Source organism: Nocardia sp. CA-128927, assembly GCF_050955855.1.
Taxonomy (GTDB): Bacteria; Actinomycetota; Actinomycetes; order Mycobacteriales; family Mycobacteriaceae; genus Nocardia.
Genome location: NZ_CP192087.1, coordinates 1 through 17573, shown reverse-complemented (window position 1 = coordinate 17573; position 17573 = coordinate 1). Strand labels below are relative to the sequence as shown.

The following is a 17573-nucleotide window of genomic DNA, read 5'->3' as shown; positions in this document are numbered from 1 at the left end:
GCGTCGCCATATGCGCGCTATGGTGTCGGATTCGTTTCCGATGAGGGTGACAACACCGACTACGGCCATGACGGGCGCACTCGCATACAAAACGAGTCGCGTGCCCGGAGGTGCGCTAACGCGTTGGCGTCTGAGTTCGACTGTCTTGGCGCCATCCAGAATTGCCGTCGCGAAACGTGGTTTGAGCGATAGCACCAATGGTCGGAGCCTCGCTGGTTCGTTCGTCTCTTCGCCCGCAGGAGTCACTCGGGGATCATATCCCGGCGATCGTTTCGGGTAGGTGATTGAGTGAGAAGAGTCGCGAAATATCCTGCCGCGCATTGCTACTCGGGACTGGGGTCCTGTCCGGCGCCCAGCCGATACACTGCTTCGAACATCGCGGGTTGGATTGTCGTTGGAGATTGAAAACCTCGGGGTCCTGGTATTCGTTCCCTGATAAAGGTGTAGCTCGACGAGGAGATAGGATAAGGGAATAGTTCGATGTCCGATAGCAGCAAGGCTTCGGCGATGTTGTCTGCATTTGCGACGCTCTTGATGTGTTCGAGCGTGAATACCCCGTACCGGCCGTAGGAGCGGTGAAGCGCCTCTGGGGTGTCGCGTTCGACGGAGTCCAGAAGTGAGGTTCCGATAAATTGTCCTTCGCCGACGGATTTGTCGCCGCTCATGTACCAGAGAATGCGTCCGGGCGCTTGTAGGCAACTTCGTCGTCCGCTGCGGTAGTAGACGTGCTCTCTGCCCAGTGCGAGCTGGGAATCGCGAGCCGTGAGGGTCGAGGGCACACCGAAAAGGTCGGCGCTCCAGCGTGGACGAATCGGGACGACGAACCGGGGAAGGCTGCTGTCGGTAATCTTGGCAGGCCACCATACACGTTCGTAAAGGCTTGCCACCACCGCATTTTCGTAGGTACGAATCAAAGGCGCGGCGGTCATGCCGACCGACTCGCTGATTGTGTTCGCTGTATCAGTTACGTCTCGACCGGACCCGATTACATCGACCACGACGGCGCATAGGCCGGATCGGCCGTGCCGGTAGGACTCGGTCTCGGCGATCCTTTCAGTTATAGGGGTGAGGTGGCGGTCGGTGAGTTGCACGATTGTGGCGCCATTGCGTCGGGCCTGCAGCCGGAATCTCCACAGCAGCTGTCGCGTCAGTGTCTCGGCGATGGGATGGTTGGCAACGCGCAGGAGTGGCACATTCAAGGTCATGCCGACACTGTTGATCGCGTAGCACGCGATGAGCGTGCCGTCTGGTGCCGAGACAACCTCGTAGGTGTCGCTATCGCGGGCGGCCTCGCGCAGCAATGCCTGGAACTGCGACCTTGTCTCGCCGTGAGTGCTGTTGAGGAATCGCTGTAAGAGCTGACGTGCGTCGGAACCTGCGCGGGCAGTGGTGAAGTGACTGCCTGCTAGGGCGAGCGGGCTGTAGGCGGCGGTGTTTGCCAGTTCATCCAAGCGAATCTCCAGATGATCCGGGTCGAGTACCCGCATGCGTGCGACTTCTGGCGCAGCCACCGAGAGTGCCGCTGGGGCAACGATGTTCATGAGACGCTCGTCCCAGGTGAGGAAGGCTTGCGCGCCTACTGCGGCGGCCTCGGCCAGGTGCCAAAGGTCCCCGATGTCCTGCGGGGTCTTGGGAAACCCCGTGACGCGCAGCTTGACTGCGGTGAGCATCGCGTCGAAGAGCGCTTGGGCGCGCTTGGGAAGCTCAGTCGGCCGGGTGAAACTGTCAGCGAACTCGAGAACACGGGCTGTGGCGGCTTGGGGGTGATTATCGAGGTCGCGCTCCAATCCGCGGGTGACCACCAACTCCATACGACCGATCAGGTGTTGAGCCAGTAACGCCGCGGACCTAGCCCGTCGGGTATCTCCGGATCCGGTCAGCAGGTCGAGCAGGATCATCGTATCGATCGCGACCTGGACAACGGTCGGTTCTTCCATGGGCGGGGTGAACAGATTTGGATGCTCGTGGTCTCGCCACCATATCGTCATCGACTTTCGGTCATGTCCGCGCCCGCGGGCGCGTGCGCGCGGGGTGAAACCCAGACCTGTCCATACATTTGCTATGCCGTCGTAGTCATCGCGGCACTTGGCCTTGATCCCCTGTCGCGCGCTGTGGAGGTCACTCACCTGATCGACGAGTTGTTTCGCGATCCCTGATTTACGGAAATCCGGATGGACACATACGTGGGTCAGCACGACCTCATCACGTGGTAGACGAAACAGGACATAACCAACCGGCTCACCATGGAGCATCGCGGCTAGCAGCCAGTGCTTTGCAGCTGCGTCGTAATAGACTGCGGGGGGCATGAAGCCCAACGTCTTGCGCGCTCGGTCACCAAGCTTGACGACCTTCGCGATGGTTCCGTCATCGGCGGCATCCACCCGCTCGACCTGGACGTGGATCACATCTGGCCCACCCATCTAGTCAGTATGAGCGGATGTCCAGCTCTGTGTGCCGTAAACGACCGATGCTCCGAGATGGTGAAGCTGGTCTACCGCCCGGCCGAGTGCGGTCGGCCCCGAACGCTCACGCATCGAGTCCGCTGTTGGCACGATGAGGCTGTGAGCGGTGGAGTTCTCTACGACGGCTGGTGTGGCGAGCCCATCGCCTGGGCGCGGGTCGGTGAGCCTGTCATCGGGCAGGAATGGACCGAGCGCGGCTACCTAGCTATTACGGAGCGTCTGAGCCCGGCCGAAGCGGTGCGGAAGTACGGCCCGATCACAGAGGTGGAGTTGGGCCGCAATGGCGGCCACAAGTCGGTCACCTACGGGGCCACGAAGTTCATCTGCCGATTCGTGGACCCACGCGGCACCGGGTTGTACGACGATGCCGTTGTCGTCGTAGACGACCCTGCCAGGGAGAATCATGAGTGCCCGGTCTGCGAAGTTCCGCCTGGTGCGCAATGCGCAGACAAGAAGGGACAGCCTCGTGGGACGCACCAGAAACGGTCTCAAGGGCGCAGCCGCTGGGATATCGAGCAGGCACAGAAAGAGATTGAGCGGGCGCAGGAGGCGGAGCGGATCGCCCGTGAGGAGGCCAAAGCCGCCGAGCAGTGGAAACGTGAGATGGCTAAGCCACCCGTCGTCGGCGCAGTCGTAGAGATCAAGCGATGGAAGCTCGCCGATCCCCCGACGTGGGAACGAATGCCCGATGTCCCCGACCGCGTTACCGTCCAGCGGACCTATGCCAACCGAGCGGTTGACGGTACTGCCGAGAGCGGCGCGCACATGTTCTTGGCGCGCAACGAGTTCACCGGCGATTGGCACGAAATCTGTGGTCAGCCAACGTCTACGCGTTTGCCCTGTAGGAACGGCGGCGCTGGTCTGCGGTGCCAGGTTCGGCATAGGGCAGGGCTACACCTACGAGACGACACGCCGTGGGTTTCAAGCACCAGCTCCCCATAAGATCGACCCTTCACCAACGCCCGGTCTACACCTGCCCAGCCCGGAAATCCAAGGCGAGAGCGCCGAGACCGAGCGCCCGCACGGAACAACAAGTTGCCTCGGCTCAATCTCAAGCGATACCGAGTGGACTGCTGAACAGAAGACGTGAGCGTGCTACCAGACCGAACGGCTTCAACGGGTGGGAACCGACCCGATCCCACCGCGCCAAGCTTCATTGGCGCTACCGCATGGCCAGATACGGATCGGTAGCCGCATTGCCACGGACACGAGACGTGAAGGCTCAGCAGGAAGCCGAAGCAGCAGAAGCTGAGCGTGCATGCCAAGCAGCCCGTCGGCCACGCCAGTCCGACCAGGACCCGTGGGGAAATGCGCCTGCGGCAGGCTCCTTCGGCGGGGGCCGGCCGTGCAGACGACAAACCGCCGTTCAGCCCGATAGCCGCCGATCCCAGCTGCTTGCTGGAGGTCAGGATCGAGTCGTCTCAAATTCCTATGCGCACCGAAGCGTCCATTCAGGGGAGGTAAGGTCACCGATCTCACCTCTGACCTGAGTCTTTACTGTGGAGCCTAGGGGAATCGAACCCCTAACCCCTGCCTTGCAAAGGCAGTGCTCTGCCAATTGAGCTAAGGCCCCGACGCCACCGATGGCGGCAACGGCATCCACAGACGCCGGGGAAACGGTACCCTCCCGCATCCATACGGTCAAAACCCAACAGAGGGCCCGACACACCACGGCCAATCGAAGCTCGTTAGAGGCGAACGCCTTCCGCACCGAGGTCACCCTTGAGGTTCTCTGTCGGGTTGTCGCGTTAGGCAGCAGGTGGATATGCGCCTACACCTGAGGGGATTCACCTGAACCAAGCTGTTAGCCAGCTGATCACAAGGCTGACGTCGACGGGGTAGGAGGATCCTGATGACTCTGGATCAGAGATAGAAATACCAGATCAGAGCTAGTTTGCGCTCCGCCAGCACAGCAACCGAAGTGGGCGGAGGAGCGTAAAAAGTGATGACGGCGACATCAAAAATCCAGCTCACAGCCGTCTCCACGAGCTCGATCATCTGAAGAATGAGAGGCAGGAGGCCCGTTCGTCATCACGAAACTCGGGCTAAAAGGACGTAATTTACGCCAAAGAATCTCTGACCAGCAGAGTTAAATAGAAGTTTGTGGGCCTAGGAGGACTTGAACCTCCGACCTCTTCGTTATCAGCGAAGCGCTCTAACCGCCTGAGCTATAGGCCCGTATGACTCTTGTGTTCTTCCACCTGAGCCGAGGCTAGAGATTACCCGACCTGTCGCACTACCTCCAAAACGGCTGGTAGCAGGGGTGCGACGGGGGCTCGCGGCGGTCGGCGCAGGCTGTCGGAAGGTGTCGTGCGGAGCAGTGAAAACGGCCGGCGTCGTCCCCTGGATAGGGACGACGCCGGCCGTTGGGTGACCGAGTTCTAGTCGGGGTCGGCGAGGGTGACCTGGATGCCGCCGACCAGATCACAGCACTGGTTGTAGATGAACGTGCCGACGGTGCCGAGCGCGGTGAACAGCACCACGTTGATCAGCCCGATGACGCCCGCGTAGCCGAAGACGGTGCCCGCGTCGATGAGCCCGACCGAGCCGCTGTCCTGCGACACCATGTCGGTGAAGGTGTTGTTCAACCGTTCCCACACGCCCATGCCCTCGAGCACGATGTAGAGCAGGCCGACGGCGAGCATCCAGACGAAGAACATGGCCACGCTGATCACCAGCGAGATCTTCAGCGTGGACCACGGGTCGATCCGGCGGATCTGCACGGTGGCCCGCAGCGGCTCGCCGGTGGCGACGGCAGCGGCCACCGCGACCGGTACCGCGGGCGAGATGGGTGCCTGCGGACCGGTGTGGTCGGCCGACGGCGGCAGCGGGTGCCGGATCTCCGAGAGGTCCGGCATGTCCTTGATCAGCTCAGGCCGGGCGATGCTGCGGGTGGGTCCGTCGATGCCGACGGACTTCACCATCGCCGCTTCCTTGCGGGCCGCCTTGGCCGCGAGGTCGGCGGTGGTGCGCGCGTTGGTCACGCCACCGCCGAGGCCGCCGCCACCGCCACCGGCCTGCGCACCGGAGCCGCTCGGGCGTCCGGTGACCGGCGCCTGGCCGGGCCGGTACAGGTTGGACTGTGGTTCCCGCTGCGGCAGTTGTGCCCAGCCGTCCTGGAACGGCGATTGGCCACCACCGTTGCCACCGGACTGATCCCCCGACTCGGGTGCGCCGGGCTCTGAGTTGTTCATGCGGACAGTCTGATCGAACGGATCTTGCCCGGTGTGACCGGGAGCCTGCTCCGACCCCTTCGGCTGGCCCGCGAAATCGCCTTGCTTGTCGTGCATTTCACGTTGCTGCCCGCCACCGGACTGGGCACCACCCGGCTGGCCGCCGTGCTGCTGCCCGCCTTGCTGGCCCGCGGCGGACTGGCCACCACCCGATTGGCCACCGTTCGGCTGGCCGCCACCTGGCTGCCCGCCGCCCTGCTGGCCGTTATCGGCCGACGAGCCCGGCCGTGGGATCGGCCGCGGCGGAATCGGGGACGGTGCGATCCGCTCGGTCACACCGTTCGTCTGGTGCCGCTCGTCATTCGGCTGATTCGGAGTGGTCAATGGGAATCCTTAGATCCGTTCGTTGCCGCCGCTGTTGGGTTACTACTCAGAGGAACCGGTGTCGCCGCCTTCGCTGGCGAGCAGGTCGGGATCAGGCTCGTCGGCATTGCGCGCGATAGCAAGCAACGTATCGCCCTCGCCCAGGTTCATCAATCGCACGCCCTTGGTCTGTCGTCCAGCCTTACGCACCTGCTTGGCCACCGTCCGGATGACACCACCGGTCGAGGTGATCGCATACAACTCATCTTCGTCCTCGACGATGAGCGCACCGACAAGGGTGCCACGCTTGGCGTCGTATTGGACGGTCAATACGCCTTTACCGCCTCGACCCTGCGCCGTGTACTCCTCGATCGCAGTCCGCTTAGCGTAACCGCCGGCAGTCGCCACCAGCAGATATGTATCCGGCCGCACAACGTTCAGCGACAAGAGTTCATCCGAGGCGTTGAACCGCATGCCCTGCACACCGGAGGTGGCGCGGCCCATCGGACGCAGCGCCTCGTCGGTCGCGGAGAACCGGATCGACTGGCCCAGCGCCGACACCAGCAGCAGGTCGTCGTCGGCCGAGCACAGCACGGCGCCGACCAGTTCGTCCTCGTCGCGCAGGTTCACCGCGACGATGCCGCCGGTGCGGTTGGAGTCGAAATCGGTGAGCTTCGACTTCTTCACGAGGCCATTCTTGGTGGCGAGCACCAGGTATGGGGAGTCTTCGTAGGATTTCAGCTGGATGATCTGGGCGATCTTCTCGTCCGGCTGGAAGGCGAGCAGGTTGGCCACGTGCTGGCCGCGCGCGGTGCGGCTGGCCTCGGGCAGCTCGTAGGCCTTGGCGCGGTAGACCCGGCCCTTGTTCGTGAAGAACAGCAGCCAGTCGTGCGTGGACGAGATGAAGAAGTGCCGGACCAGGTCGTCCTGCTTGAGACCCGCACCCTGCACGCCCTTGCCGCCGCGCTTCTGGCTGCGGTAGAGGTCGGTCTTGGTGCGCTTGGCGTAGCCGGTCTCGGTGATCGTGACGACCACGTCCTCGCGGGCGATCAGATCCTCGTCGGCGACGTCACCGTCGGCCGCGATGATCTTGGTGCGCCGTTCGTCGCCGTACTTCTCGACGATCTCGGCCAGCTCGTCGCGCACGATGGCACGCTGCCGCTCCGGCTTGGCGAGGATGTCCTTCAAGTCGGCGATTTCGAGTTCGATCTTGGCCAACTCGTCGACGATCTTCTGCCGCTCCAACGCCGAGAGGCGACGCAGCTGCATGTCGAGGATCGCGGTGGCCTGGATCTCGTCGATGTCCAGCATCTGCATCAGGCCGGTGCGCGCGGTGTCGGTGTTGGCCGAACGCCGGATCAGGGCGATCACCTCGTCGAGCGCGTCGAGCGCCTTGACCAGGCCGCGCAGAATGTGGGCCCGCTCCTCGGCCTTGCGCAGCAAGTACTTGGTGCGCCGGACGATAACGTCCAACTGGTGCGTGACGTAGTACCGGATCATCTGGTCGAGCCGCAGGGTGCGCGGCACGCCGTCGACGATCGAGAGCATGTTGCAGCCGAAGCTGGTCTGCAGCTGGGTGTGCTTGTAGAGGTTGTTCAGCACGACCTTGGCGACCGCGTCCCGCTTGACGGTGACGACGATCCGCATGCCCGCGCGGTCCGAGGACTCGTCGTGGATGTCGGAGATGCCCGCGATCTTGCCGTCGCGCACCTGCTCGGCGATCGAGTTGATGAAGTTGTCGGTGTTGACCTGGTACGGCAGCTCCGTGATGACCAGGGTGGTCCGGCCCTTGTTGTCTTCCTCGATGACGACGACGCCGCGCATCCGGACCGAGCCGCGGCCGGTGCTGTAGGCATCGTGGATGCCCTGACCACCGACGATGAGGCCGTAGGTCGGGAAGTCCGGACCCTTGACCCGCTCCATACAGGCGGCCAGGGTGGACTCTTCGTCGGCATCGAAGTTGTCCAGCGCCCAGTAGATCGCCTCGGCGAGCTCGTTGAGGTTGTGCGGCGGAATGTTGGTCGCCATGCCGACCGCGATGCCGTTGCTGCCGTTCATCAGCAGCGCGGGCACCCGGCTCGGCAGCACGGTCGGTTCCTGCGAACGACCGTCGTAGTTGGGCACGAAATCGACCGTCTCGTGGTCGATCTCGCGCAGCATCTCCATCGCGAGCGGGGTGAGCCGGCACTCGGTGTATCGCATGGCGGCCGCGCCGTCGTTGCCGCGCGAACCGAAGTTGCCCTGGCCGTCGACCAGCGGGTAACGCAGCGACCACGGCTGCGCCATGCGCACGAGGGTGTCGTAGATCGAGCTGTCGCCGTGCGGGTGGTAGTTACCCATGGTCTCGGCGACCGGGCGGGCGGACTTCACATAGCCGCGGTCGGGCCGATATCCGTTGTCGTACATGGCATACAGCACGCGCCGGTGCACCGGCTTGAGGCCGTCGCGCACCTCGGGCAGCGCGCGGCCGACGATCACGCTCATCGCGTAATCGATGTAGCTGTTCTGCATTTCCTGCTGGATGTCGACCGGGTCGATCCGGTCGCCGCCGGTGCCTCCGTACGGAGGCAGCGTCGTGTCGGTCATGAAGTCTCCTTAGCGGGCCTGGTGCGGTTGCGGTGACGTGGCATCGCGCACCGGCTTATACGTCGAGGAAGCGAACGTCCTTGGCATTACGGGTGATAAAGCTGCGGCGAGCCTCTACGTCCTCACCCATCAGCACGCTGAACAGCTCGTCGGCCGCGGCGGCGTCATCCAGGGTGACCAGCTTGAGCACGCGCACCGAGGGGTCCATGGTGGTCTCCCACAGTTCCTTGGCGTTCATTTCGCCGAGACCCTTGTAGCGCTGGACGCCGTCTTCCTTGTTGATCTTCTTGCCTGCCGCGAGGCCGGCTTCGATCAGACCGTCGCGTTCGCGGTCGGAGTAGGCGAACTCCGGATCGCTGCGCTGCCACTTGAGCTTGTACAGCGGCGGCTGGGCCAGATACACGTGACCCTGCTCGACCAGCGGACGCATGAACCGGAACAGCAGCGTCAACAGCAGCGTCGCGATGTGCTGGCCGTCGACGTCGGCGTCGGCCATCAGCACGATCTTGTGATAGCGCAGCTTGGCGATATCGAACTCGTCGTGGATACCGGTGCCGAACGCGGTGATGATCGACTGGACTTCGTTGTTCTTGAGCACCCGATCGATCCGGGCCTTCTCGACGTTGATGATCTTTCCGCGCAGCGGCAGGATCGCCTGGTACATCGAGTCACGCCCGGACTTCGCGGAACCACCGGCGGAGTCGCCCTCGACGATGTAAATCTCGGACTTGCTCGGATCCTTGGACCGGCAGTCGGCCAGCTTGCCGGGCAGACCACCCAGGTCGGTCGCGCTCTTGCGGCGCACCAGCTCGCGGGCCTTACGCGCGGCGACCCGCGCCTGCGCCGAGGAGACCGCCTTGTTCACGATCGTCTTCGCGTCGGCCGGGTTGGCCTCGAACCAGTGCGAGAGGTGCTCGTTGCACGCCTTCTGCACGAACGACTTGACCTCGGTGTTGCCGAGCTTGGTCTTGGTCTGGCCCTCGAACTGCGGCTCGGAGACCTTCACGCTGACGATCGCGGCCAAGCCCTCACGGATGTCGTCACCGGTGAGGTTGTCTTCTTTTTCCTTGAGGAGCTTCTTGTCCTTGGCGTACTTGTTGACCACCGTGGTCAACGCCGCGCGGAAGCCCTCTTCGTGAGTGCCGCCCTCGTGGGTGTTGATGGTGTTGGCGAAGGTGTGCACCGACTCGGAGTAGCCCGAGTTCCACTGCATCGCGACCTCGAGCTCGTGGCCGGTGCCCTTGCCGGTGAACCCGACGACGGAGTTGTGGATCGGCTGCTTGGTCCGGTTGATGTGGCGGACGAAGTCCTCCAGACCACCCGGGTAGTGGTAGGTCCGTGACTTCACCTTGTGCTCGACCGGCGCGGCGACGGCATTCGGATCCGTGTGCTTCGGCGCGTCCGCGGTCTCGCTGACCACATCGTCGGTGATCTCGGCGGCGGTGACGCGCTCGTCGGTGAGGGTGATGGTGAGGCCCTTGTTCAGGAACGCCATCTCCTGCAGCCGGCGGGCCACGGTCTCGAAGTTGTAGGTCGTCGTCTCGAAGATGTTCGGATCGGCCCAGAACCGGATCGTGGTGCCGGTCTTCTTGGACGGATCACCCTGGAGCAGCTTGCCGGGAACCGAGTCCTTGTACGTCTGGCTCCAGTGGAAGCCGTCGCGGTCGATCTCCGCCTCTAGCTGTGAGGACAGCGCGTTCACCACGGAGATACCGACGCCGTGCAGACCACCGGACACCGCGTAGGAGTCGGAGTCGAACTTGCCGCCGGCGTGCAGCTGGGTCATGACCACCTCGATGGTGGGGACGCCCTGCGCGTGCATGGCCACCGGGATGCCACGGCCGTCGTCGACCACCTCGACACCGCCGTCGGCGAGCAGGGTGACCTCGACTTTGGACGCGTACCCGGCCATCGCCTCGTCGACGGAGTTGTCGACGACCTCCCAGATCAGGTGGTGCAGGCCACGCTCACCGGTGGAACCGATGTACATGCCGGGACGCTTGCGGACCGCCTCGAGTCCCTCGAGGACCGTGATGGACGAGGCGCCGTAGTCCGCCTTGCCCGAGGTAGCGTTGGTCGAGCCCGATGCGTTGGAGTCGTTGGCAGCCACTGGTCGGTAGCTCTCCTTACTTGCTGATCCTCCTGGCGAGGCACTGCACAGCACGCGTTGATCCCTGGCCATGACTGCTCGAGAAATACAGGGCCACGCGGGCTGTACGGGACGCACCGAAGGTGATCGCCGCTAGTTACCTCTTCATCCTACTGGTAGACCCAACCTACAGCGCACCTACGACACCCCTGACAGCTCCGTGAATGCGAGAAATCGGATTGCGGCGAGTCTGTTCCGCCCTCCGGGTCTTCAACTCGCCTCTGGGATGATTCGGACGGTACGGATCGACGGACCGACCGGCTGATGTGCGGCCGAGGGGCGGTATGCCCGCATTTCCGGGCCGTCGGACGTAGCCGACAAGTTACTCACACAGCCTGCGAGATCATGCGCGGTGTCGGCTTCCGACGACGGATCGGTCTGCGAGCAGGGGCGGGAGATCAATACCAGGGGTGCGACGACCTCGCGATGGTTCGGCTGCCGTCGAGGGTGCGGCCGCGTAGCCGTTGTCGGCAAGGTCCAGCTATTACTGCTCGACTGAAATCGGTTGGCGCATCGAGCGTTACCGACGAACGGTTTCGCGTGGAACGCGGTCGGTCTACCCGTAGGTGTCGCGCGGTCCACGTCCCCTCACGTGACGTTCGCCCTTGCGCCAACTAGGTGCCGCCGGTCCGGTGATTTTCAGCGACGTCACGACGCCCGGACCGACCGCAGCGTTGATCTTCGCCAGGATCTGGCTCTGCAACATGCGCAATTGAGTTGCCCACGCGGTGGATTCGGCGGCGATGCTCAGCACGTTGTCCTTCAAGGTCAACGGGGTGGCGTGCGAGGCGATGTCCTCGCCGACGACGCCGGCCCAGCGGCCGAACACCATCCCCTCGGCGACCTTGGTGGACCAGCCACGGTTCTTGGCGAGCGAGCCGGTCAGCTTGCCGAACAGTTGGGGATCACGCCCGTCGGGTCCGGCACCCGACCAACCGCTGCGGCGACGCGCGCCGGTCCGCAGCTTGCGCTGCGGTGAGGATCGCCCCTGTCCGACGGACTTGCCACTCGCTTTGGCTGCCGCACGGGCTTCTTCGAGCGCCCGCCTGGCCAGATCGACACCGCGCAACTCCGGCTCTTTACCTGCCGGTTCGGCGCCTTTTTGATCGGTCACCAGGCTCCTCTCGTAGTGCGCGGCCAGAGGGTCACTCTACGACAGGGCACCGACAAAACAGCGTCCTCGGGCGCGGCAAAGGGCGCGGTAGTTCTCCACAGGACCTGTTGATAACCATGCTTTTCTGTGCATACGTCATAGTGCGAATGTCAGGGAGCAGGGGTGATGGGCTCGGCGATCCGGGAGGTCCGGCCGTCCGGGCCGCCACTGGTTTCCACCCGCAGCGGCACTGCGGCGAGTTCGGCGGGCACGTCCTCCGGGACCGCGGCGGTGATCAATACCTGCTCCGCGCCTGCCGCCACCGATGCGAGGGCGGTGCGCCGACGGCGGTCGAGTTCGGCGAAGACATCGTCGAGCAGCAACACGGGTTCGGACCCGGTCGCGCGCAACAACTCGAACGCACCGAGGCGCAGCGCCAGCGCGAAGGACCAGGATTCGCCGTGACTGGCGAAACCCTTGGCCGGTGCTTCGCCCAGGTTCAGTTCGAGCTCGTCGCGGTGCGGGCCGACCAGGCAGACACCGCGCTCCAGCTCCTTCGGTCGCGCCGCGGCGAGCTCGCTCAGCATGATCGCTTCCAGTGCCTCGGTGTCGTCCGGCTGGGGTTCCCTTGCGGGGTCCAGGAATTCGGGTGGCAGGGTCGCGCTGCGGTAAGCGATTGCGGCGGGCCGTGATTCGGGCGCGATCGACGCGTAGGACTGGGCCAGGTACGGGTACAGGTCGTGCACCAGGCGCAGGCGGTAGGTCAGCAGCACCGAGGCGTGCGTGGCCAAATGGCCGTCCCACACGTCGAGGGTGCCGAGCTCCGTCTTCGATCTGGCTTGCCGCCCAGCGGATTTCAACAAGGCCGAGCGCTGGCGCAGCACCCGGTCGTAGTCGCTGCGGACGGCGGCGAGCCGGGGCAGGCGAGCCGTGCACAACTCGTCCATGAAGCGTCTGCGCTCGCCCGGATCGCCGCGCACCAGCGCGAGATCCTCGGGGGCGAACAGCACCGTTTGCAGGATGCCGAGGATCTCCCGTGGTCGCCGGGCGGGCGAGCGATTGATCTGCGCGCGGTTGGCGGTGCCCTGGTTCAGCTCGATGTCGATCCGCAGTTCGCGGCCGCTGTTGACGACGGACGCGCCGATCCGGGCCTTGTCGGCACCCAGCCTGATCATCGGGGCATCGGCCGCGACGCGATGCGATGCGAGGGTGGCCAGGTAGCCGATCGCCTCGAGCAGGTTCGTCTTGCCGTTGCCGTTCGAACCGAGGAAAACCGTTCGGCCTGGGGATAATTCGAGCTCCGTGTGTTCCCAGGAGCGGAAGTCACGCAGCGACAGTGTTCTGATGAACATCCGCTACCTGACCCCTGCCTGCGCGAGTTCTCGCACCTGGACCTGTGCACAGCGCATCGACGCGAGCGCCGAAACCGTTGGCGCCCAACCACAGTGTGTGGAAGACCTGTGCATAACTACCGCCGAGCCCGATCGCCTCGTCGCCGAATCCCGCAGCACCGCTACCGGTTTCGCAGCGACCGAGGCATCGGACGAACTCGGCTCGCGGTCGTGCACAGACGGTCAGCCCGGGAGCCGGACCGGCATCAGCAGGTAGGTGTACGGGCTGTCCAGCGCCGCGAACGCACCCGACTCGAGCACCTTCGGCTCGTCGTCGACGGCCGGGAGCAGCACCGCGGGACGGCTGGGTGTGGTGAACCCGAAGGTGACCCGCTCGGCGTGCAGCGCGGAGAGACCGTCGATCAGGTAGCCGGGGTTGAACGCGATGGTCAGCGATTCGCCGCGGAAGTCGGCCTCCAGCCATTCCTCGGCGCGACCGGCGTCGTCCCCACCCGCGGACAGCAACAGGCCCTCTGTGGAGAACTCCAGCCGCACCTGCGCGCCACGCTCGGCGACCAGGGCGACGCGCTTGATCGCCTCGGTCAGCACGGACACCTGGAGGGTGGCGATCGAGGTGTGTTCCTTCGGCAGCAGCTGACGGAACTTGGGGAATTCGGCATCGAGCAGCCGGGTGGTGGTCCGGCGGCCCGCGTTCACGATGCCGAGCAGACCGTCTGAGCCCGCACCGGTGCCGAGCGAAAGTTGTACGGGCGCATCGGAGGCGCCGAGTGTCTTGGCGGCCTCGGACAGCGTCCGGGCCGGAATCAGCACGGAGGTCTCGATGGCGGCATCGGCAGGCGACCACTCGATGTGCCGGACCGCGAGCCGGAATCGGTCGGTGGCCGCGAGCACCACCTTGGAGCCCTCGATCTCGACGCGGATGCCGGTGAGCATCGGCAGCGTGTCGTCTCGGCCCGCCGCGACGGCGACCTGGCCGACCGCATTGGCGAACACGTCGACGCTCAGCTCGCCGGTCTGCTGCGGCACCTCGGGCAGCTGGGGATAGTCCTCGACCGGCATGGTCGGCAGCGAGAACTTCGCACTGCCACAGGCGATCAGCACGCGAGTGCCGTCGACCGACACATCGACCGGCTTGTTCGACAGCGACTTGGTGATGTCGGCGAGCAGCCTGCCGGAGACGAGCACCTCGCCCGGACCGGCGACCTCGGCGGCGACACGCATCTGCGCGGAGACCTCGTAGTCGAAGCCGGAGACGGTCAGCCCGCCCTCGTCGGCAACGAGCAACACGCCACCGAGCACTGGGACGGGAGGCCGGGACGGGAGGCTACGCGCCACCCAGGCAACGGATTCCGCGAAGTCCTCTCGGGCGACCCGAAACTTCATGCTTGCAAGCTCCATCGCCCGATCTGTCCTCTCCCAGTTCCGTGAGCTGTTATGCGGTGGCCGGACATTCGTCCTCCAAGCCTGTCGGCTCGTTCAACGTTGATTCGCGCAGGATGTGGATCAGCCGCCATGGAAAGTGTGGCACAGGCGACCGACACCAAACCGTACCCGCGACCAACGCTATGGCCTAGCCCGACCCTCCGGCGGTTCTCGATGGCCCGATGTTCGGTCATGCCGGTGCGTGCGTGGCGAGTGTGTACGGATCCTGTCGATGCGTGTGCGGGGACTCGTGGATCGCATCGATGCGTCACCCTGCGACCGATCGGTTGATCGATGTCGAGCACTGACGTGTCCGAGGACGGATCGCGGATCTGCTCCGGCTCGTCCTCCTTGCCTGTGGACGAGAGCGGCTCCGGAGGTGACTCTCCTCAACCCGACTTTCCACACACCTGTTTTAAAGAAGGTTCTTCTAGGAGAAGAACTGAAGTAGTAGTAGGCACTGTGGAATCTGTGCACTGACGCCGAATTCGCAGGTCAGCGAGCGTGGTGCCGTGGGGATGACCGCGGGGTGTCTCGAGGATGAACGAGGGGCGTCTGTGGAGTTCCGAAGTTGTCCCACATTCATCCTCGAGTGCTCCTCGAGTTGTTCCACCGAATTCACCCGGTTGTTCACACGTGTGCACCGATGGGTGGACAACTCGAGGAATCCTCGAGGACTCCACATGGAATCCTCGAGGATTCCCCAACCCCTTGACCGACTGCCGTGCTGGTCACCGCCTGTGCGCAAAACCGCCTGGGGATGCTGGGGATAAGACCCTGTTAGCGAACGATGCGCAGTCGCTCCCCACACCTGTTAGCCAACCGGTGCACAACTGGCAGTTTCCTCGAGGACTCCACAAGGATTCCTCGAGGAATCCACAGGCCACAAAAAAGCACCGCCCCAGGTCAGGGGCGGTGCGGGGTTGTTAGTGAAACTCAGCGCGAGCGTTGCTTGATTCGGGCTGTTAGTTCTTGCACCTGGTCGTACACGCGGCGCCGCTCGGTCATCTCCTTGCGGACTTTCTTCTCCGCGTACATCACCGTGGTGTGGTCGCGGCCGAACGCCTGGCCGATCTTCGGCAGCGACAGATCGGTCAGCTCACGGGACAGGTACATGGCGATCTGCCGCGCCTGCGCCAGCGGTCGCGCCTTGCCCGGCCCGGTCAGCTCCTCGAGCGTGGTGTTGAAGTACTCGGCGGTGACGGCCATGATCGTCGCCGCGTTGATCTCCAGTGCCGCGGTATCCGGCATCAGGTCGCGCAGCACCATCTCGGCCAGCGACAGATCCAGCGGCTGGCCGTTCAGCGACGCGAACGCGGTGACCCGGATCAACGCGCCCTCCAGCTCGCGGATGTTGCGTTCGACCCTGGTGGCGATCAGTTCCATCACGTCGTGCGGCACGTCGAGGCGATCCATCCGAGCCTTCTTGCGCAGGATGGCGATCCGCGTCTCCAGCTCGGGCGGCTGTACGTCGGTGATCAGGCCCCACTCGAACCGGGTGCGCAGCCGTTCCTCCAGCGTGGCCAGCTGCTTGGGCGGGCGGTCCGAGGAGACGACGATCTGCTTGTTGGCGTTGTGCAGGGTGTTGAAGGTATGGAAGAACTCCTCCTGGATACCTTCCTTGCCCTCGATGAACTGGATGTCGTCCACCAGCAGGATGTCGGTCTCGCGGTAGCGGCGTTTGAACGCCACCTTCCGGTCGTCACGCAGGCTGTTGATGAAGTCGTTGGTGAACTCTTCGGTCGAGACGTACTTCACCCGCATGCCCGGGAACAGCCGCTGGGCGTAGTGGCCGGCCGCGTGTAGTAGGTGCGTCTTGCCCAAACCCGAAGCGCCCCAGACGAATAGGGGGTTGTAGGCGCGGGCCGGTGCCTCCGCGATGGCGACCGCGGCCGCGTGTGCGAAGCGATTGGACGCGCCGATGACGAAAGTCTCGAAGGTGTACTTCGAGTTCAGGCTGGCCGAGGAACTCGACGGCGCCGCGCTTTCCTGTGACTTGGTGAAGTAGGTCGGCCAGGAATTGCGGGCGTTGACCACGGGTTCGTCGTCGCGATCGGCGCGCGGGCTCTCGGGCTCCCGGACCGACTCGTGGGCGGCCGCCATGCCCTGGTCGTTGGACTCCGCTGCTTCGCGCACGGGCGCCCGGACCGGTCCGCGCACGGCGGCGGGGCCGGGGTCGGGCGTGAACAAGGACTCCTGGCCGGGCGGGATCGACTCGCGACGCGGCGGCAGGCCCTGCTCGCGGCGTTGCGCGGGGGTCGGTTCGTGTCGAGGTGCGGACTGCATCTCGGCCGGGGCCGGGTATTCGTCGCGGCCCGCGTACTCGTCGTGGGCGTAGTCCTGCCGGTTGTACTCGCTGGCGGAGGCGTATTCCGGTGCGTATTCGTTGTCGGAGTAGTCGGATCCGCCGTTGTAGCCGGGGGCCGGGGCGTAGTCGTTGGACTGGGCGTAGCGCGGTTGCTGGTAGTCGTCGCGACCCTGGTACTCGCCGCCGGGGTAACCGCCCTGGCCGCGGCCGTTGTCGCGAGGTCCGTTGTCGCGAGGTCCGTTGTCGCGGGGGCCGTTATCTCGGGGTCCGTTGTCCCTGGGCCCGTTGTCGCGAGGTCCGTTGTCCCTGGGACGTTCGGGCCTGCTCGTCATCCTGGCGTGCCGGGGGTTGTTGCTGTTTCGGTCGCTGGTCGGGGCGGTCGGCGCGGCGATGCGCACCCCGAGTCCCTCCACCTGTGGACCGAGCCGCCGGGCCAGCGACCGCAGGATCGGCTCGCGCAGATCGCGTTCTATGGCCTCCTGAGCCAACGAGGAAGGCACCGAGAGCAGGGCGAATCCCTGCGCCACCGTCAGCGGCTTGACCAGTTTCAGCCAGGCCTGCTGTGCTCTGGTCACCGGCGGAATGGCACCGTCCGGTGAGCCGGTGGTCAGCTCGGCAACTACCTCGGGCCACACCGTGGCCAACACGTTCTGCTCGTCGTCCAT

General features: G+C 64.7%; 10 protein-coding genes and 2 tRNA genes. 1 reads left to right on the top strand and 11 read right to left on the bottom strand.

What is annotated here, in order from left to right; genetic code table 11:
* Positions 1-323 precede the first annotated feature (323 nt).
* Positions 324-2420 carry a GNAT family N-acetyltransferase gene (locus ACQPW1_RS00060; protein ID WP_433660723.1) on the bottom strand — a complete coding sequence of 699 codons (2097 nt, stop codon included), beginning with the start codon at positions 2418-2420 and terminating at the stop codon, positions 324-326.
* A gap of 141 nt (positions 2421-2561) precedes the next feature.
* Here ACQPW1_RS00060 and ACQPW1_RS00055 point away from each other — a divergent pair, with 141 nt between their 5' ends.
* Entirely contained in the window at positions 2562-3404 is an 843-nt protein-coding gene (locus tag ACQPW1_RS00055) for a hypothetical protein (RefSeq protein WP_433660722.1), read from the top strand.
* 558 nt (positions 3405-3962) lie between these two features.
* Here ACQPW1_RS00055 and ACQPW1_RS00050 read toward each other — a convergent pair.
* The 10 genes from ACQPW1_RS00050 to dnaA all read right to left on the bottom strand — a co-directional run bounded on the left by ACQPW1_RS00050 (position 3963) and on the right by dnaA (position 17573).
* Positions 3963-4035 (bottom strand) — tRNA-Ala (locus ACQPW1_RS00050).
* 290 nt (positions 4036-4325) lie between these two features.
* Positions 4326-4460, bottom strand: coding sequence for a hypothetical protein (locus ACQPW1_RS00045; protein WP_433660721.1), 135 nt, complete (start codon positions 4458-4460; stop codon positions 4326-4328).
* 106 nt (positions 4461-4566) lie between these two features.
* A tRNA-Ile gene (locus ACQPW1_RS00040) sits at positions 4567-4640 on the bottom strand.
* Positions 4641-4843: 203 nt separating this feature from the next.
* Entirely contained in the window at positions 4844-6019 is a 1176-nt protein-coding gene (locus ACQPW1_RS00035) for a DUF3566 domain-containing protein (RefSeq protein ID WP_433660720.1), read from the bottom strand.
* Positions 6020-6061: 42 nt separating this feature from the next.
* Positions 6062-8584 (bottom strand): DNA gyrase subunit A, encoded by a 2523-nt coding sequence (gene gyrA, locus ACQPW1_RS00030; protein WP_433660719.1) that lies wholly within the window; start codon positions 8582-8584, stop codon positions 6062-6064.
* A gap of 55 nt (positions 8585-8639) precedes the next feature.
* On the bottom strand, positions 8640-10694 hold the full coding sequence (gyrB, locus tag ACQPW1_RS00025; RefSeq protein WP_433660718.1) for a DNA topoisomerase (ATP-hydrolyzing) subunit B: 2055 nt from the start codon (positions 10692-10694) through the stop codon (positions 8640-8642).
* A gap of 595 nt (positions 10695-11289) precedes the next feature.
* On the bottom strand, positions 11290-11850 hold the full coding sequence (locus tag ACQPW1_RS00020) for a DUF721 family protein (RefSeq protein ID WP_433665573.1): 561 nt from the start codon (positions 11848-11850) through the stop codon (positions 11290-11292).
* 146 nt (positions 11851-11996) lie between these two features.
* The gene (gene recF / locus ACQPW1_RS00015) at positions 11997-13178 is read right to left on the bottom strand and encodes a DNA replication/repair protein RecF (protein ID WP_433660717.1); all 1182 of its coding nucleotides are present in this window, start codon (positions 13176-13178) and stop codon (positions 11997-11999) included.
* Positions 13179-13400: 222 nt separating this feature from the next.
* The gene (gene dnaN / locus ACQPW1_RS00010; RefSeq protein ID WP_433660716.1) at positions 13401-14576 is read right to left on the bottom strand and encodes a DNA polymerase III subunit beta; all 1176 of its coding nucleotides are present in this window, start codon (positions 14574-14576) and stop codon (positions 13401-13403) included.
* A gap of 960 nt (positions 14577-15536) precedes the next feature.
* Positions 15537-17573 (bottom strand): chromosomal replication initiator protein DnaA, encoded by a 2037-nt coding sequence (dnaA, locus tag ACQPW1_RS00005; protein ID WP_433660715.1) that lies wholly within the window; start codon positions 17571-17573, stop codon positions 15537-15539.